This is a genomic window from Trichormus variabilis 0441 (assembly GCF_009856605.1).
GTDB classification, from domain to species: domain Bacteria; phylum Cyanobacteriota; class Cyanobacteriia; order Cyanobacteriales; family Nostocaceae; genus Trichormus; species Trichormus variabilis.
In genome coordinates, this window is sequence record NZ_CP047242.1 from 1779511 (window position 1) to 1796373 (window position 16863).

At 43.9% G+C, this 16863-nt stretch carries 16 protein-coding genes; 9 read left to right on the forward strand and 7 right to left on the reverse strand.

The genetic code is table 11. The features are described from left to right. Positions 1-13: 13 nt before the first annotated feature. Positions 14-1132 (reverse strand): type IV pilus twitching motility protein PilT, encoded by a 1119-nt coding sequence (locus GSQ19_RS07060; protein WP_011317259.1) that lies wholly within the window; start codon positions 1130-1132, stop codon positions 14-16. Between the two features lie 47 nt (positions 1133-1179). Beyond that, the gene (locus GSQ19_RS07065) at positions 1180-3192 is read right to left on the reverse strand and encodes a GspE/PulE family protein (RefSeq protein ID WP_011317260.1); all 2013 of its coding nucleotides are present in this window, start codon (positions 3190-3192) and stop codon (positions 1180-1182) included. Between the two features lie 407 nt (positions 3193-3599). Between GSQ19_RS07065 and grpE the strand changes: the two genes are divergently transcribed. The 6 genes from grpE (at position 3600) to GSQ19_RS07095 (ending at position 11314) form a co-directional block, all read left to right on the forward strand. Then, complete coding sequence (gene grpE, locus GSQ19_RS07070; RefSeq protein ID WP_011317261.1) at positions 3600-4346, forward strand: nucleotide exchange factor GrpE; 747 nt, start codon at positions 3600-3602, stop codon at positions 4344-4346. 275 nt (positions 4347-4621) lie between these two features. Next, positions 4622-6583 (forward strand): molecular chaperone DnaK, encoded by a 1962-nt coding sequence (gene dnaK, locus GSQ19_RS07075; RefSeq protein WP_011317262.1) that lies wholly within the window; start codon positions 4622-4624, stop codon positions 6581-6583. A gap of 510 nt (positions 6584-7093) precedes the next feature. Further along, a complete protein-coding gene (gene dnaJ / locus GSQ19_RS07080; RefSeq protein WP_011317263.1) occupies positions 7094-8224 on the forward strand; it encodes a molecular chaperone DnaJ in 1131 nt (376 codons plus the stop codon). After that, a complete protein-coding gene (locus tag GSQ19_RS07085; protein ID WP_011317264.1) occupies positions 8224-8481 on the forward strand; it encodes a sulfurtransferase TusA family protein in 258 nt (85 codons plus the stop codon). The genes dnaJ and GSQ19_RS07085 overlap by 1 nt, the downstream gene beginning before the upstream one ends. Beyond that, positions 8478-9590 (forward strand): small ribosomal subunit biogenesis GTPase RsgA, encoded by a 1113-nt coding sequence (gene rsgA, locus GSQ19_RS07090; RefSeq protein ID WP_011317265.1) that lies wholly within the window; start codon positions 8478-8480, stop codon positions 9588-9590. Before GSQ19_RS07085 ends, rsgA begins: the two co-directional genes overlap by 4 nt. A gap of 134 nt (positions 9591-9724) precedes the next feature. Beyond that, on the forward strand, positions 9725-11314 hold the full coding sequence (locus GSQ19_RS07095) for a glycoside hydrolase family 57 protein (RefSeq protein ID WP_011317266.1): 1590 nt from the start codon (positions 9725-9727) through the stop codon (positions 11312-11314). 107 nt (positions 11315-11421) lie between these two features. Here GSQ19_RS07095 and GSQ19_RS07100 read toward each other — a convergent pair whose 3' ends face one another. Both GSQ19_RS07100 and petA read right to left on the reverse strand, forming a co-directional pair. Then, on the reverse strand, positions 11422-11649 hold the full coding sequence (locus tag GSQ19_RS07100) for a photosystem II protein, Psb35-related (RefSeq protein ID WP_011317267.1): 228 nt from the start codon (positions 11647-11649) through the stop codon (positions 11422-11424). 250 nt (positions 11650-11899) lie between these two features. After that, positions 11900-12901 carry a cytochrome f gene (gene petA / locus GSQ19_RS07105; RefSeq protein ID WP_041455941.1) on the reverse strand — a complete coding sequence of 334 codons (1002 nt, stop codon included), beginning with the start codon at positions 12899-12901 and terminating at the stop codon, positions 11900-11902. Between petA and GSQ19_RS29685 the strand changes: the two genes are divergently transcribed. Further along, positions 12834-12992, forward strand: a complete 159-nt coding sequence (locus GSQ19_RS29685) for a hypothetical protein (RefSeq protein WP_162470530.1) — start codon at positions 12834-12836, stop codon at positions 12990-12992. The genes petA and GSQ19_RS29685 overlap by 68 nt on opposite strands. A gap of 22 nt (positions 12993-13014) precedes the next feature. Here GSQ19_RS29685 and petC read toward each other — a convergent pair whose 3' ends face one another. Further along, positions 13015-13554, reverse strand: coding sequence for a cytochrome b6-f complex iron-sulfur subunit (gene petC / locus GSQ19_RS07110; protein ID WP_011317269.1), 540 nt, complete (start codon positions 13552-13554; stop codon positions 13015-13017). 228 nt (positions 13555-13782) lie between these two features. On the opposite strand from petC, the gene GSQ19_RS07115 reads away from it, so the two are divergent. Next, entirely contained in the window at positions 13783-14091 is a 309-nt protein-coding gene (locus tag GSQ19_RS07115) for a DUF3067 family protein (protein WP_011317270.1), read from the forward strand. A gap of 263 nt (positions 14092-14354) precedes the next feature. Here GSQ19_RS07115 and tatC read toward each other — a convergent pair whose 3' ends face one another. Further along, positions 14355-15149 carry a twin-arginine translocase subunit TatC gene (tatC, locus tag GSQ19_RS07120; RefSeq protein WP_011317271.1) on the reverse strand — a complete coding sequence of 265 codons (795 nt, stop codon included), beginning with the start codon at positions 15147-15149 and terminating at the stop codon, positions 14355-14357. Positions 15150-15558: 409 nt separating this feature from the next. Between tatC and GSQ19_RS07125 the strand changes: the two genes are divergently transcribed. Further along, positions 15559-15789: a hypothetical protein gene (locus GSQ19_RS07125; RefSeq protein WP_104010005.1), complete on the forward strand. Its 231-nt coding sequence runs from the start codon at positions 15559-15561 to the stop codon at positions 15787-15789. A 290-nt stretch (positions 15790-16079) separates the two neighbouring features. Here GSQ19_RS07125 and GSQ19_RS07130 read toward each other — a convergent pair whose 3' ends face one another. Beyond that, entirely contained in the window at positions 16080-16577 is a 498-nt protein-coding gene (locus GSQ19_RS07130; protein ID WP_011317273.1) for an HNH endonuclease, read from the reverse strand. Between the last annotated feature and the right edge of the window lie 286 nt (positions 16578-16863).

Below are 16863 nucleotides of genomic sequence, written 5' to 3' on the forward strand. Positions count from 1 at the left end.
TAATAACTATTTTTTAGTGTGCTTTGACGGCTCCAGGTTTAGCATTTGCCGGTGGAGCCGAGGGACCTATAAGGCGTTGAATTTCATCTGGTTTTGAGGTCTTAGACATTGCTGCTTCAAAGGAAATTGTGCCTGATTTATAAAAATCAGCTAAAACTTTTTCTAATGTTTGCATTCCTAATTTACCGCCAGTCTGAATTGCGGAATAAATTTGTGAGGTTTTACCTTCACGAATCAGGTTAGAAATAGCAGGAGTAATAACCATAATTTCTTGTGCCATAACGCGTCCGTATTCACCGGGCTTGGGATTTTTCTTCGGCACTAATGTTTGGCTAAATACAGCTACTAAAGAGTTAGATAACTGTACCCGCACTTGAGTTTGTTTTTCGTGGGGGAAAACGTCGATAATCCGGTCAACAGTTTGGGAAGCAGAACTAGTGTGCAGCGTACCAAATACTAAGTGTCCGGTTTCTGCGGCAGAAATCGCCAAAGAAATTGTCTCCAAATCCCGCATTTCCCCTACCAAAACAATATCTGGATCTTCCCGTAAAGCCGCTTTTAAAGCGTTTGCAAAACTTTTGGTATCTTCGCCTAACTGTCTTTGGTGAACTAAGCTTTTAATTGGTTCGTATACAAACTCAATTGGGTCTTCTACTGTGAGGATATGCTCTGCCTTCGTGCGGTTAATTAAGTCAATCATTGCCGCCAGAGTAGTTGTTTTACCGGAACCTGTCGGCCCTGTGACGAGAATTAACCCTCTAGGTTTGTCGCACATTTCCCGCACAACATCGGGTAAACCCAACTTTTCAAAGTTAGGAATTTTGGAACTGAGCGCCCTTAGACAAGCAGCATAAGCACCACGCTCTTTATAAACATTGACCCGGAAACGGGCTAAACCTTTGACACCATAGGAACAATCTAACTCCCAAGTCTGCTCTAAGGTTTTACGTTGGGTGTTATTGAGCATACTAAAAATCAGTCTTTGGCACTGGTCGGCGGTCAGCACCTCTTCGCCTATGGGTGTGAGTTTGCCACTGATGCGGAAATAGGGAGGCAAACCTGCGGATAAGTGCATATCCGAGCCACCCATTTCAATCATCTGCTCCATCAAGTCTTCAATCATCATTTCCATAGGGTCGCTTTGCTCCAATTCAAAATTCCAAAAAATAAATGCAGTAACTAATCTTCAAAACGGGCTGTTAGACAGTAGGGACAATCTAGCCATTCTGGTTGTAATATGGCGCTGCAAGTCCGGCAGGTAAGACCAGTCTTGCGTTTAGCTTTTAATTCAGCTTCTAAACCTGTGTCTGTAAATGTCACCCGTTCCACTTCTTCTAGGGTGGTAGCACCTTGGCGAACGAGGTCTAAGCTATAAGCTAATAAGGTTTTCATCCCTTCTTCTACAGCTACTTCTTTGATGCGTTCTGTTGGTGCTTCTTCGTTGATTAAAGTTTGTAGGTTCTCTGTAACCCGCATCACTTCATAAACACCACAGCGTCCTTTGTAGCCAACACCGTTACAAGCTGGACAAAGCTGGTTTTTCGCTTTGGCCTCGGCGATCGCTTCTGCGGGGATGGTGTTAGCTTTATAGAAGGTGACAGACACTTCTTGAGAAGCCGTCATGCCATAACGAGCTAACTCCTCAGTGGTGGGAGTGTAAGCAATACGGCACTCACCACAAACACGGCGCACTAAACGTTGTGCCAATACCCCAATCAGAGAACTGGAAACCATGAATGGTTCAATACCCATTTCACCCAAACGAGCGATCGCACCAGGGGCATCGTTGGTGTGTAATGTAGTTAATACCAAGTGACCTGTTAAAGCCGCTTCAATCGCTGTTTTCGCTGTTTCTTTGTCTCTTGTTTCACCCACCAGCAACACATCGGGGTCTTGTCGCAAAAAAGCCCGTAATGCCGTCGCAAAATCTAGCCCTTTTTCTCTAATTACCTGTACCTGGGTAATCCCTGGCAAACTGTACTCAATTGGGTCTTCTACCGTACTGATATTAATACCTGGTGAGTTCTTCTCCGCCAGTGCTGAATATAAGGAAGTTGTCTTACCTGAACCAGTTGGCCCAGTTACCAAAATTAAACCGAAAGGCTTACTCACCATATCTTGGACAATCTGCAATGTTTCTGGGTCAGTAATTAACTTATTCAGTCCCAGTTGCGTAGAAGAGTTGTCCAAAATCCGCAGTACTACCTTTTCCCCATAGCGACTGGGTAAGGTATTCACGCGGAAGTCTACTTTACGTCCCTCAAACATCCGGCGGATGCGTCCATCTTGCGGTAAACGTCGCTCGGCAATATCCAAATTGGAGATAATTTTAAATCTGGCTGTTACAGCCGGAATAATTTTTTTCGGTAAGGGGTCAAAAGCCTCCCGCAGTACCCCATCCTTGCGGAAGCGAATCCGCAGATTTTCTTCTTGGGGTTCAATGTGGATATCAGAAACCTTGTCATGCAACGCCTTCGCTAAAATTCTGTTAACGAGGTTGATGACAGGTGCATCTTCTGCACCCTTCATCGCTGAACCTAAATCAGCCTCCATCTCTTCAGGAGCATCTTCTAGGTCGAGATTGCCAAGATTTTCTAAATCCTGATTAATATCTGTAAATTTTTCTTGTTCCAGGTGCTTTTGCCGCACAGCCAATTCATCCAAATATTGGTTAATTAGCCGTTGGTAATCCTCCTGGGTAATTACCATACGCTGTAATGTTAAACCTTGGGGGCGCAAGATGCGGTTTAGGTCGTCCGACGCTTCCAAGTTATCCGGAGCAACCATCGCCACTAAAACATAAGGCGGGGTGTGTTCATCATTTTTAGATAGTGGTACTAAACGATGACGACGGCAGATATCAACTGGGATGAGGGTTTCAATTAAATTACCCACCATCGTGCTACCGATATCGTTGACCTCCGGATCGAGGTATTCAACACCGTATAGTATTTTCAGTTCAAATAATTGTTGTTTCTTGTACTGCCTGAGGTACTCAGGTGATAATTGTCGCCCAGTAATTGACTCCAAAACTTCTGTTAAGGGTCTACCAGACTTGCGACTTTCAATCAGCGCCTGTCTCATCTGTTCGGTGTTAATGTAGCCAGACTGCACTAGCTTATTACCGAAAGGTGAAAACTCTGTTCTTGTAGTAAGAGCGGTACTGCGCCGTTGTGGTGACGAGTAAGTCATAGGTGAGCAATGAGTAGGGAAAACCTCTATTTAGAGTATTCCCAGCCAGAGGCTAAAAATTTTCATCCACACTTAGTAAATTCCAGCCGAAACTTTATGAAGAGATTGGGGACGAGAAGAAGCAGAGGAGCAGGGGAAGCAAAGAAGAAGGACTATTGACTATTGACAGCCCTGACACAAGAATATTTGATTTAGGTGCGTATCACCTTAACTCCTCGTTCGGAATACCGCCCCTAGAATGTTGACGCTAATCTGTTCACCATTTGTAAAAATAAGATGATGTTACCCTCATCTCTAAAGAAATTTCGGCAAAAAATCAGTCTCAGTGTACAGCCATCAATTGTCAGGGTTGTTCATTGTGGTGAAATACTGCCGTAAATCCTCTTGGGGGTGAGTAGACTTGGACAATGATCGACGAAAATAAACAGGTAAACCATACAAGCCAGCAATTGGGTGAATCAACAGAGGTAAAGCAAGCAATTATGAGTGAATCCCCAGCCCAAATTAACAATAACGAATCTACTAACGAAGTAACTGAGTCAGTGGCAATCCCCACAAATGTAGTGGGAGACACTACAGCTACAGAAGATAATGGCTTCACAGCAACACAGATACAGGAAGCGAATACAGCTGCTTTGGCTGAATTGACTCAACAGATCAATTCTCTCAAAACACAGTTAGATGAACGCAGTACGCAATATATGAGGATTGCGGCAGATTTTGAAAATTACCGCAAGCGTACTCAAAAAGAAAAAGAAGAGTTGGACTTACAGGTAAAACGCAACACAATTTTGGAATTGCTACCTATTGTCGATAATTTTGAGCGGGCGCGATCGCATCTTAAGCCACAAACTGAAAGTGAGATGACAATTCACAAAAGTTATCAAGGAGTATACAAACAACTAGTAGATTCCCTGAAGCGCCTGGGTGTATCACCAATGCGCCCCGAAGGACAAGAGTTTGACCCCAACCTTCATGAAGCAGTAATGCGGGAACCTACGGATGAACATCCTGAAGGAACAGTGTTAGAAGAGTTAGTGCGCGGATATTACTTGGGCGATCGCGTGCTACGCCATTCTATGGTCAAGGTGGCTGCTCCAAAGGAAGATACGCTCCCTGCACAAGAAAATCAGTCGAGTCCAGCCGACAGTTAAGCTGTATCAGCTCGCCTCGCTGACCAATAGTGCTTAGGTCATAGAAGAGGCGAGCATTGTTAGGGATTGGGGATTGGGAACTGGGGATTGGGAACTGGGGACTGGGTAATAGTAAAACTTCTACCTAACGCCTGCGGTTTGCCTTCAGCTACTACCTCCGGTCTTCTTCAATTCTTAATTTTGAATTGACTTAGCCTCCTAACACTCAAGTCAGCCTAAGTTCGTACCCAAAAAAAGATAGTCCGCGCAAAAGCACTAAGTAAAAATATTTACGTATGGGAAAAGTTATTGGGATCGACTTAGGCACGACAAATAGTTGTGTTGCGGTTTTGGAAGGTGGTCAACCGATAGTGATCGCTAATTCTGAAGGCGGAAGAACTACACCAAGTATTGTGGGGTTTGGCAAAAGTGGCGATCGCTTGGTCGGTCAACTAGCAAAACGCCAAGCTGTAACTAATGCCGAAAATACGATTTTTAGTATTAAACGGTTTATCGGTCGTCGTTGGGAAGATACAGAAATAGAACGCGATCGTGTACCTTATGGTTGTGTCAAAGGTCGAGACGATACTGTTGATGTGCAGATTCGTGGACGCAATTACACGCCTCAAGAAATATCTGCTATGGTTCTGCAAAAACTTAAGCAAGATGCAGAAAATTTTTTGGGTGAAGCAGTTACACAAGCAGTAATTACCGTACCTGCCTATTTTACTGATGCTCAAAGACAAGCCACTAAAGATGCTGGTACTATTGCCGGGCTGGAAGTCTTACGAATTATCAATGAACCAACGGCTGCGGCTTTAGCTTTTGGACTAGAAAAGCAAGATCAAGAGCAGCTAATTTTAGTTTTTGACTTGGGCGGCGGAACTTTTGACGTATCAATCCTCCAATTAGGGGACGGTGTATTTGAAGTCAAAGCCACCGGTGGTAATAATCAATTAGGCGGTGATGACTTTGACGGCTGTGTCGTGTGTTGGATGATTGAACGCTTCCAACAACAGGAAAAAATCGACCTAGCCCAAGATAAGATGGCGCTGCAACGCTTACGAGAAGCAGCCGAGAAAGCCAAAATTGAACTCTCCAGCATGGCAAGTACCTCCATTAACTTGCCTTTTATTACGGCTGATGAAACTGGACCCAAGCATCTAGAAATGGAACTTAGCCGTTCTAAGTTTGAAGAGTTGGTAGGGCAGTTAATTGAAGCTACCATCCAGCCAATGATTCAAGCCCTCAAAGATGCAGACCTGAAACCACAAGATATAGATAAGATTATTTTGGTGGGTGGTTCTACCCGTATTCCGGCGGTGCAGAATGCCTTAATCAAGTTTTTTAATGGTAAAGCCCCAGACCGTTCTGTTAATCCGGATGAAGCCGTAGCACTGGGTGCAGCAATTCAAGCTGGGGTACTAGGTGGCGAAGTTGATAATCTCCTACTACTAGATGTCACACCTTTATCTCTAGGGATTGAAACTTTAGGAGAAGTATTCACCAAAATCATTGAACGTAACACCACAATTCCTACTAGCAAATCTCAAATATTTTCCACTGCTGTGGATGGTCAAACCTCGGTAGAAATCCACATCCTCCAAGGTGAACGGACAATGGCACGGGATAACAAGAGCTTAGGCAAATTTCTTTTGGCAGGCATTCCCCCAGCACCCCGTGGAGTCCCACAAATCGAAGTTTCCTTTGAAATTGATGTCAACGGCATTCTCAAAGTTGCTGCTCAAGATAAAGGCACAGGCAGAGAACAAAGTATTAGAATTACTAATACTGGTGGATTAAGTACCAATGAAGTGGAAAGAATGCGGCAAGAAGCAGAAGTTTTTGCCGAAGAAGATAGAAGACGCAAAGAACTGGTCGAACTAAAAAATCAAGCAGATAATTTGTTGATTATTTATGAATCTACCTTAAAAGACAATGGTGAATTAATTGGAGAACAAATAAAAGTTCTAGCCAACGAAAAAGTTGCACAAATTCAGAGTGTAATGACTAATCCTGCCATTTCCCTGAAAGAGTTTCAACAATGTTTAGATGATTTCCAACAAACCCTCTTTTCTATCGGTGCTAATGTTTACCAACGAGCTAACACTCAAACCGATGATGAAGTAGAGGTAATATCTGATAGTTCATCACCTTTAGATATAGAACACCCCATCAGTGGAACCTTAATACCACAATTTAACTTTGATTTTGATGATGAAAGTACAGCACAAGCTGATTATGAAGCGATAGATTAGAGATTGGTTTCGGCGATTAAGTATTAGGTATTGAGCATTAAATGTAGGAATCTGATTTGATGATTGAAAAAATCTAGGTGCAGCCCACCGTATCAAGCGTGTGGTGGGCAACGCCTACATACACTTCAAACATCAAGTATTAATCCTATAGTAAATCAATTATCAGTCCCTAATCTCCAACATGGAGGGTTTTCCACACCTAATCGTGCGGCTAGCCCCTCTAGTTCACTAGGGGGTTTCCTCGTAGTACGTAGCACAATTGTAAAAGGGACAGCCGACTTAGCAGTGCCAGCCCAAACTTATGGTTACCCTGCTCCTAGCTTCGGTTGCTTTTTCCGTTTTACGAGGAAAGTACTCATTACTTGACTTGTTAATGATTTTTGTTAAAGGTAAAAGGTAAAATCAGTTATTAACATAATTTAACTTTGCCTTCTATCTAGCCCCCGGCAAGTTGACCTTGTGGTGTCTACTGCCTATTGCTTTCTTCCTCCTAACCTTTACCTTTGCTATATGGCCCGCGACTATTATGAGATTCTAGGCGTTGCTCGTGACGCTGACAAAGAAGAAATCAAACAAGCCTACCGCCGTCTAGCCCGGAAATATCACCCTGATGTGAATAAAGAACCGGGAGCCGAAGAGCGTTTTAAGGAAATTAACCGTGCTTATGAAGTACTTTCTGAGCCGGAAACCCGCGCACGTTACGATCGCTTTGGCCCGGAAGGTGTTTCAGGTGCTGGTGTCGGCTTCCAAGATATGAGCGATATGGGTGGTTTCGCCGATATCTTTGAAAGTATTTTCAGTGGTTTTGCTGGTGGCGGTATGGGTGGTCCAACGCAGCAAAGAAGACGCGGTGGGCCAGCGCGGGGTGATGATTTACGGCTAGACCTAAAGTTAGACTTTCGAGAAGCGGTATTTGGTGGGGAAAAGGAAATTCGCATTTCCCATTTAGAAACCTGTGAAACCTGTAGTGGTTCAGGCGCAAAACCAGGAACCCGTCCCCGCACTTGTTCGACTTGTAGCGGTTCCGGTCAAGTCCGCCGCGTCACCAGAACCCCCTTTGGTAGCTTTACTCAAGTCTCTACTTGTCCTACCTGTAATGGTACAGGTATGGTAATTGAAGACAAATGTGATGCTTGTGATGGTAAGGGGACAAATCAAGTTACCAAAAAACTAAAAATTACCATTCCCGCAGGCGTGGACAATGGTACGCGCTTACGCATACAACAGGAAGGTGATGCGGGTCAACGTGGTGGCCCTCCAGGGGATTTGTATGTATATCTGTTCGTCAATGAAGACGAAGAATTTCAACGGGATGGCATTAATGTGATCTCGGAAATTAAAGTTAGCTACTTGCAAGCAATTTTAGGCTGTCGGCTGGAAGTAAACACAGTAGATGGGCCTGTGGAGTTGATTATTCCGGCGGGTACTCAACCGAATACGGTGATGAAACTAGAAAATCGTGGTGTACCTCGCTTGGGGAATCCTGTTAGTCGGGGCGATCATCTGTTAACGGTGTTAATTGATATCCCCACTAAAGTAATTCCTGAGGAGAGAGAATTGCTAGAGAAGCTGGCTAAAATTAAGGGAGACCGTACCGGTAAAGGTGGTCTGGAAGGATTTTTGGGAAATTTGTTTAAGTAATGACGCTCTCTTCTGTTTCAACTCCTGATGCTCAACTTGACCTGCGTGGCACTCCTTGCCCGCTTAACTTCGTGCGGACAAAACTCCGTTTGGAGAAAATGCCCCCAGGAGCATTATTGGAAGTCTGGTTAGACCCAGGGGAACCAATTGAGCAAGTCCCTGATAGCTTGACAATGGCAGGTTATCAGGTAGAACAAATTACAGATTGTACTGGCTATTTTTCTTTACTAATCCGCCGTCCTGTAACTGCCCAATGAGAGTTTTCACCACTGGACAGTTATTGGGTACGGTTGTAGCCGTGCAAGCCAATTTTTACAAAGTACAGTTAGACCAAGATGTGAGGGAGCCGGGGAGCAGAGGAGCAGGGGAAGAGGTACATTTAGATTCTCCTTTGCCCCTCTATCCTCTGTCTCTTCTTCTTTGTACTCGCAGAACCCGATTGAAAAAAATCGGGCAACAGGTGATGGTGGGCGATCGCGTGGTTGTAGAGGAGCCAGATTGGGCAGGAGGACGGGGGGCGATCGCTGAGGTTTTATCGCGGCAAACTCAGTTAGATAGACCGCCAATCGCCAATGCTGACCAAATCCTACTGGTTTTTGCTGTGGCTGATCCTCCCCTAGAACCTTATCAACTCAGCCGATTTCTCGTGAAGGCGGAAACCACTGGTTTAGATGTGGTTTTATGCTTAAATAAAAGCGATCTAGTTTCACCAGAAATACAGCAACAAATTAGCGATCGCCTATTAGCTTGGGGTTATCAACCCTTATTTATTAGCGTCGAAAAGCAAATAAATATTGACCAAATCGCCAAATATCTCAGCAATAAAATTACTGTAGTTGCTGGCCCTTCCGGTGTGGGTAAATCTAGCTTGATTAATGCTCTGATTCCCGACATTAACCTGCGCGTGGGGGAGGTTTCCGGTAAACTGGCTCGTGGTCGTCATACCACCCGCCATGTGGAGTTATTTGAGTTACCCAACGGTGGTTTACTGGCAGATACGCCGGGATTTAATCAGCCTGATGTGGATTGTAGCCCAGAAGAATTAGTACATTATTTCCCAGAAGCCAGAGAACGTTTAGCTGTTGCTAGTTGTCGGTTTAACGACTGCTTACATCGAGACGAGCCAGATTGTGCTGTGCGTGGTGATTGGGAACGATACGAACATTATCTAGAATTTTTAGCAGATGCGATCGCCCGGCAAACTCAACTTTACCAACAAGCCGATCCCGAATCTACATTAAAGCTCAAAACCAAAGGCAAAGGTCAAAGCCAATATGAACCCAAACTAGAAAGTAAAAAATATCGCCGCACCTCCCGACGCACTCAAGTACAAGGTTTGCAAGATTTGTATCAAGAGGAAGAGTAGGTAATGGGTAATGGGGACTCATTAGTCAGTACTTTTTCAAGTCAATCGGATACGATCCCCAGAAGGTCTTAAAATATTGTTAATTTCCCCCTTATCCCTCGACCTTCACTTTACAAGTATCACCCCAGAACACTATGGCTATCGGCTACGTCGCGCTCGTACTTCACGCACATCTACCCTTCGTTCGTCACCCAGAAAGTGACTACGTGCTAGAGGAAGAATGGCTCTATGAAGCCATCACCGAAACATACATTCCCTTATTGAAAGTATTTGAGGGCTTAAAGCGAGACGGCATCGACTTTAAAATTACTATGAGTATGACACCGCCTCTTGTGTCGATGCTCCGCGATCCTCTATTGCAAGAACGCTATGACGCACACTTAGCCCAACTCGAAGAATTGATAGAACTGGAAGCCGAACGTAATGCCCAAAATGGACACCTGCGTTACTTAGCTGAACACTACGCCACTGAGTTTAACGAAGCGCGTCAGATGTGGGAGCGCTACAACGGTGATTTGGTAACAGCTTTTAAGCAGTTCCAAGATACTAACAACCTAGAGATTATCACTTGTGGTGCTACCCACGGCTATTTGCCACTGATGAAGATGTATCCCCAAGCGGTGTGGGCGCAAATTCAGGTGGCTTGCGAACACTACGAGGAAACTTTTGGTCGTCCACCCAAAGGTATTTGGTTACCGGAATGCGCCTACTATGAAGGTTTGGAACGGATGCTGGCTGATGCTGGTTTACGTTACTTCCTTACTGATGGGCATGGTATTTTGTATGCTCGTCCTCGTCCTCGGTTCGGCACTTATGCGCCAATTTTTACGGAAACTGGTGTTGCTGCTTTTGGTCGAGATCATGAATCTTCTCAGCAGGTATGGTCTTCTGAGGTTGGTTATCCAGGTGCGGCAGAATATCGAGAATTTTATAAAGATTTGGGTTGGGAGGCTGAGTATGAATACATCAAGCCCTACATCATGCCCAACGGTCAACGTAAAAATACAGGTATTAAGTATCACAAAATTACTGGGCGCGGTTTAGGTTTATCAGATAAAGCACTATACGATCCTTACTGGGCAAGGGAAAAGGCGGCAGAACACGCGGCTAATTTTATGTATAATCGTGAACGCCAAGCAGAGCATCTGTATGGAATTATGCAGCGTCCGCCGATTATCGTTTCGCCCTACGATGCAGAATTGTTTGGTCATTGGTGGTATGAAGGCCCTTGGTTCATCGATTACCTGTTCCGCAAGTCTTGGTACGACCAAGGAACTTATGCGATGACTCATTTGGCAGACTATTTACGAGCAGAACCGACACAACAAGTCTGTCGTCCTTCCCAGTCAAGCTGGGGTTATAAGGGTTTCCATGAATATTGGTTGAATGAAACAAATGCTTGGATTTATCCACATTTGCACAAAGCGGCTGAACGCATGATCGAAATATCTACCCTAGAACCAGAAGATGAGTTGGGATGGAGGGCGCTTAACCAAGCAGCAAGAGAACTGCTGTTGGCACAATCTTCTGACTGGGCATTTATTATGCGGACGGGAACAATGGTTCCTTATGCTGTGAGACGGACGCGATCGCACCTCATGCGTTTTAATAAGCTATACGAAGATGCTAAAGTTGGCAAGTTTGACAGTGGTTGGTTAGAAAAAGTTGAGTTGATGGATAATATTTTCCCCAATATTAATTATCGGGTTTACCGTCCTTTGTAAGGAGTGCTGAGTTTTGAGCCTCGGACTTCCTTTTTTATCATGAAAAGCAAAACCCCCAACATCAATGATTGGGGGTTTTATTTGTATGAGTGTAAGCATTTTCGCTGCTATTGGGGCAGAGTCCTGCTGGTATACGCATCCATCGCATAAGCAGGAGCGCGATCGCTGTAGTCTATTTCCATCCCAGTGATAGACTTAGCCAACTTCTCAAAAGACTCAGAACGCCAGTTACGCTCATGGATGGGCTTTTTCTGTTCTCCCAAGAAGTAAGCAAGAGAACCTATAACCGAAGCTGCAACCCAACCTAAAAGTAATACTGCAAATAAGATAGCCATCACAAACCTCTTTTTTATATCTTTGTAACTTTATGTAAATAAATATAACTTTATTGCAACAAAGTTTGCAATATATCTAGAGGTGTGTATGCCGACTAGTCCGGTAGGGTATTTCCCACCTCTAGCTTGAAAGAGCAGGGGGAGAAAGACTTCTTTCATATTTGACTGTGAAACTTGCTTCATTGAGACTTTAAGACATAAAAAAGACAGGCGATCGCCTGTCTGAAAAGTATTGATTTATCAGAGAGTATTAGAAATTCATTTCCGCAGCTTGGACTTTTTCCACCTGCTTCTTCTTCAGAACTAGCATGACTTGAGCTAACATCACCAGAGCAACGAAAGCAATCAACCAGCCAACTCTATTAGCATCTTGGAGAACGATTTCTGCGTCTAATTGACCGAAACCACCAACGTTGGGGTTATTGGTCAAAGCGTCGCCTGCTTTGACAGCTTGTCCTTCAGAAACAATCAGTTCTGGGCCTGCAGGAATAGTGTCGCTGACAACTTCTCCAGACTCAGTTTTGATGTCTACTAGATATTTAACGCTACCATCTTCGCCTTCTTGTTTGGCAATCTTGCTAATTGTCCCAGTAGCAGCAGCGCTATAAAGGTTGTTGTTGCTCTTTTCACCTGTGGGATAAACTTGTCCACGTCCCCGGTTGCCACCAACATGAACTGAATATTTACCGAAGTGAATGTTCTTGTCGTTGGCGGGGTTGGGAGAAAGAACAGGGAAGACGATTTCCTGGTACTGTTCACCGGGTAAAGGCCCGACGATGACGATGTTGTCTTTATCTTCGCCGTAGGGTTGGAAGTAAACATCGCCGATTTCTTCTTTCAGTTCTTCGGGAATGCGGTCTTCAGGAGCAATCTTGAAGCCTTCGGGTAACATCAGTACAGCACCGACGTTTAAGCCGACCTTAGAGCCATCAGCACCAACTTGTTGCACGCTGGTGTCGTAAGGGATTTTAACAACGGCTTTAAATACGGTATCGGGTAGTACGGATTGAGGAACTTCTACTTCTGTGGGCTTCGCTGCTAGGTGACAGTTAGCGCAAACAATTCTACCTGTCGGTTCGCGGGGGGTTTCTGGGTAAGTTTGCTGCGCCCAGAAAGGATATGCAGCAGCTGATTGGGGAAGGGCTAAGTCGCTGGTGAAGAAAAATGTCACGCTGGCGATCGCTATGAACAATGTTTTTACCATTGCTCTAGCAGTGCGAGTTAACCTCGCTCTTGTACAAGCATTTCTCATCTCTATAGGGGCAACGATTGAATTTAGTCAAGAGTCAATAGTCAGTGGTCAGTGGTCAGTGGTCAGTGGCAAATTCACAACTAACAACTGACTACTGACACAGAACGAAATCATTAAGACCACCAGGGTTCTTCACCGGTGCGGAAGTCGGTTTCAGTCCAAGGAGTTAAAACGATTTTGTCGTTTTCGGTTTTAGCGTGACTCAAAGCCAGAGACTTTGGTGCTGGGCCGCGAACAACCTTACCCGTTGCATCGTATTGAGAACCGTGGCAAGGGCATTTAAATTTGTTTTCTGCCGCGTTCCAGGGGACGACGCAACCCAAGTGGGTGCAGACGGCGTTGATGCCATAATCTGTGATGGCTTCTTTGCTTTCTACCACGATATAGGTGGGGTCGCCCTTGAGTCCTTGAACTAGAGTGCGATCGCCTACATTATGGCTTTCTAGAAATTTGCTGACGCTAACATCGTTGCCCAGCTCATCTTTTGCTGTTGTACCGCCACCAGCGCCACCAGTTGCAGGTGGAATAAAGTAATTGACAACGGGATACAATGCACCCAGAGCCACACCAGTGACGGTTCCAAAAGTTAGCAGGTTCATGAACTGACGTCGCCCCATATCGGGAACGTCTACGGATTCAGAAAATTGAGCCATAATCTACGCGCTCTTCGTGTATTTTGTTAAGCATTCGACAAGAGCGCTAAATGCTTGAGCAACTCCTGTCTGGTTGAAATGCTAACGCTTGTAACGATGCTGTTATTCTTTGTTTCAAGATATATCTCGCATCCTTTCTGCTAGCATTACATTTCTTTATATCCTTATCATACTTGAGTTACGGAACTTAACGTCATAACTAAATGTAAAATCTAGTTGAGAAAAACTATGACAGGACAGGAATTACGCCAACTATTGCTGGATAAATGGGGATACTCTTATGATGTCCAGTTTCGCCGGACACAAGGCAAGATATTTTTACAAGTCATGTGGAAATACTTGGAGCAAGCTTCTTTCCCTATGAGTGAAACCGAATATCAAGAGCATCTTGATAGTGTCGCCAATTACCTTCATGCTTTAGGTGGTGCAGTCCAAGTGAAAACATTTATTACACAAACAAAAGAGCGCCCTCGACTCGGTAAAGCTGTGAGCATACCTCTAGATCTGGGTGAACGTGCATCTGAATGGATTATCTGAAATATTCGCAGCAGAAGGTGGTGATTATTAAGGAGTCTTAAAATAATTTTTTATAATAGTCACTTTGCTAAATTTTCATAACTAATGTGCGTAATTTTTCAAGTTATGAATTTAAGCGAAGGAGGAATTCAGAAATCAGAATTCAGAATTCAAAATGATATAAAATCAAGAAATTCTGATGGCTTTTGTTTTCTTCAAAGTACTAAACTGAAATATCACAATCTGATATATTCTGACTCCTGAATTCTCACATCGCAGGTTTTTCATTTACCTGTGAGCTTCACTAAACCAATACCACCAAAGTAAAGGGTAAGTACTGCGCCTGCCAAAAGACTTTGAGTTAGGGGGTCTGTGGAAGGTGTAAGTACAGCACCTAAAACTACGGCTGCCATAATTACAAATCGCCAGCCAGAAATCATTCTTTGGGATGAAACGATACCTAAATTAGCTAGTAAAAGTTGGATGATGGGAACTTGGAAAGCCAACCCAGTACTAAATAAAAGCAATAGTACAAATTCAAAATATTTGTCGATAGACCACAGTTGTTCGACTACATCCGCGCCGTAACTGATGAAAAAATTCAAAGCGGCGGGAATCAAAAGTAAATAAGCAAAGACTAAACCGGCGGCAAACAGCACACTTGACCCTAAAACAATAGGCCCAAGTAGACCACGTTCGCGCCGAGTTAATCCAGGGAGAACAAACAAAATAATTTGGTAGAGAATGAAAGGACTAGAAAGTAACAAGCCAGTGTAGCCTGCAACTTTGAGAGAAACAAAGAAATATTCTCCGGGGGCTAGCTGGAGAAATTTAACGCCTTGAGCTGGGACTTCTAGTAATTGAACAATTGGCTTGACGGCGAAGAAGCAGCCAACTACACCCACTGCTACGGCAATCAGTGAATAAAAGATGCGCTGTCTTAATTCTTCTAGGTGGTCGAATAGAGACATTTCGACTTCACCAGGCAACTCATCGAGAGAATCAATATCTGAGTTGCCGTATCCTTCTGTATCAATCTCAGGAGTGGTTCTTGTATCTACTTCTTGTGAGGGTGTCATGGCTCAGGTGGTAGGCAACATTTGCTAACTATTGTATCTGGGGAAGCAGCTACCACGATAGGAGAAACCCACTCAAAGCGAAAATTTCCAGATTGGGCAAGGATGAACAGAAAAATATGTCAGACTATAAGAATATGGGGAAGCAATCCACTCTTGACTCTGCACTGGGAAAAACGCTTGCTCCGTAAGCTTAGATAGTAACTGCTACGACAAAAGTAGGAAGAATTAATTTTTTCATCACGTCTGTGGGAACAGCATCATTAAGTCACGGGAGATAGCATCAGTCGTACAATATGCAGTTCTAAACTCCGATTCATCAGGTGGCATCTACAGAACATAAAACTAAGCTCTTCTGGCTATTTTCGCAGAGCTTCCACCGTAGATGATTAAAAATTTTGCTGAGGTTGGGATGAATAGGCAGATTTACATTAGCCTCATGGTATTACCTATGTGTTTCTCTCATGCCTGGGTGAATCTTGTTAGTGGTAGTAATGTTTCCAGTTTCATGACTCAGACTGTGAGTACAACTGCTGTGATGACTGACAGCAAAAATACTCAATCACAGATGATTTCGTGGCAAATATCAGCTAGGGACGAGCAGACAGGAGACTGCTTGCGTCAGCGTAAATGTAAAGATTGAAAGAAAACTATTCTATAAAAAACTGCTTTTACGATTTATCTTACTATTTTCCCGATTTATGTGTTAATATAGGAGGCTGTTGGCTATTTAACTGGTTAATTGAGTACTCCCCTACACCACTCGTAGGCAAAATATCCATCACAGGATAAAGGACAAATCGAATTTATACCCAGTTTGGTACTTTATAAGGCTTAAAATCAGGCTGACAAAGTGCGATCAAATAGACAAGTAGATATAACACCTACTTTTAGGTGACAAAAAACTGGGTATTAAAGGTTACTGTGTTAGTGTCAAAGTCCTATAACATATTTTTGCCACTCTTGATGCAATCCATTTTTGAGATGCTTGCTGACCTCAAAATACAGACTGCTATAGGGTTGACGAGGAAGATGGCGCAAAGGCATACGTGCCTCTTGGGGTGTGCGACTGCCTTTCTTGACATTGCAACGCACGCAAGCCGTTACAATATTTTCCCAGCTATCACCACCGCCGCGCGATCGCGGATTTACATGATCCAATGTCAGTTCGTCCCCGGTATAGCCACAGTATTGGCAAGTATGTCCGTCACGATGCAATATATTGCGACGGGTCAGAGGAATTTCCTTGTATGGAACGCGGACGTAATGACGCAACCGGATTACAGTTGGTAACGGAAAGTCTGAGTAAAGAAAACTACCGTTATGTTCAACGCGTTCTGCTTTGCCTTTGATTAACAGAACTACAGCGCGTCGCCAGCTCGTTATGTTGAGCGGTTCGTAAGAGGCGTTTAGGACTAAAACCTTACCCATTGATCAGCGCTCAAGGTATTAGTTTTACATATATTAACACGATTTTCCTCTCCTTGGGAGAGGAGATTAAAGTATACTTCCGCAATAATTGAGTAATTGATCCTGTCGGTTATTGATGATGGCTCAAAACCCCTCTTAATTGCCTATTATCTCAGTCGAAAACAGAATTTTAGCTCTTCTTAGTGCTAGTTATTAGTAGCAAAAAGAACCTGTTAATTTTAATTAAGAGGTGGAGTCTGGAGTAAAACACACTAGGTTTGAGTCTATAACCCCCCCCGCCTGATCA

What these genes read in the sequence shown, in the direction of transcription:
- GSQ19_RS07130 (WP_011317273.1), bottom strand. Translation starts at nt 16,577, where the DNA reads ATGGGTAAGGTTTTAGTCCTAAACGCCTCTTACGAACCGCTCAACATA.
- GSQ19_RS07125 (WP_104010005.1), top strand. Translation starts at nt 15,559, where the DNA reads ATGAATAGGCAGATTTACATTAGCCTCATGGTATTACCTATGTGTTTC.
- dnaK (WP_011317262.1), top strand. Translation starts at nt 4,622, where the DNA reads ATGGGAAAAGTTATTGGGATCGACTTAGGCACGACAAATAGTTGTGTT.
- GSQ19_RS07095 (WP_011317266.1), top strand. Translation starts at nt 9,725, where the DNA reads ATGGCTATCGGCTACGTCGCGCTCGTACTTCACGCACATCTACCCTTC.
- GSQ19_RS29685 (WP_162470530.1), top strand. Translation starts at nt 12,834, where the DNA reads ATGAACAATGTTTTTACCATTGCTCTAGCAGTGCGAGTTAACCTCGCT.
- GSQ19_RS07115 (WP_011317270.1), top strand. Translation starts at nt 13,783, where the DNA reads ATGACAGGACAGGAATTACGCCAACTATTGCTGGATAAATGGGGATAC.
- petC (WP_011317269.1), bottom strand. Translation starts at nt 13,554, where the DNA reads ATGGCTCAATTTTCTGAATCCGTAGACGTTCCCGATATGGGGCGACGT.
- petA (WP_041455941.1), bottom strand. Translation starts at nt 12,901, where the DNA reads ATGAGAAATGCTTGTACAAGAGCGAGGTTAACTCGCACTGCTAGAGCA.
- tatC (WP_011317271.1), bottom strand. Translation starts at nt 15,149, where the DNA reads ATGACACCCTCACAAGAAGTAGATACAAGAACCACTCCTGAGATTGAT.
- GSQ19_RS07085 (WP_011317264.1), top strand. Translation starts at nt 8,224, where the DNA reads ATGACGCTCTCTTCTGTTTCAACTCCTGATGCTCAACTTGACCTGCGT.
- rsgA (WP_011317265.1), top strand. Translation starts at nt 8,478, where the DNA reads ATGAGAGTTTTCACCACTGGACAGTTATTGGGTACGGTTGTAGCCGTG.
- GSQ19_RS07100 (WP_011317267.1), bottom strand. Translation starts at nt 11,649, where the DNA reads ATGGCTATCTTATTTGCAGTATTACTTTTAGGTTGGGTTGCAGCTTCG.
- GSQ19_RS07060 (WP_011317259.1), bottom strand. Translation starts at nt 1,132, where the DNA reads ATGGAAATGATGATTGAAGACTTGATGGAGCAGATGATTGAAATGGGT.
- dnaJ (WP_011317263.1), top strand. Translation starts at nt 7,094, where the DNA reads ATGGCCCGCGACTATTATGAGATTCTAGGCGTTGCTCGTGACGCTGAC.
- grpE (WP_011317261.1), top strand. Translation starts at nt 3,600, where the DNA reads ATGATCGACGAAAATAAACAGGTAAACCATACAAGCCAGCAATTGGGT.
- GSQ19_RS07065 (WP_011317260.1), bottom strand. Translation starts at nt 3,192, where the DNA reads ATGACTTACTCGTCACCACAACGGCGCAGTACCGCTCTTACTACAAGA.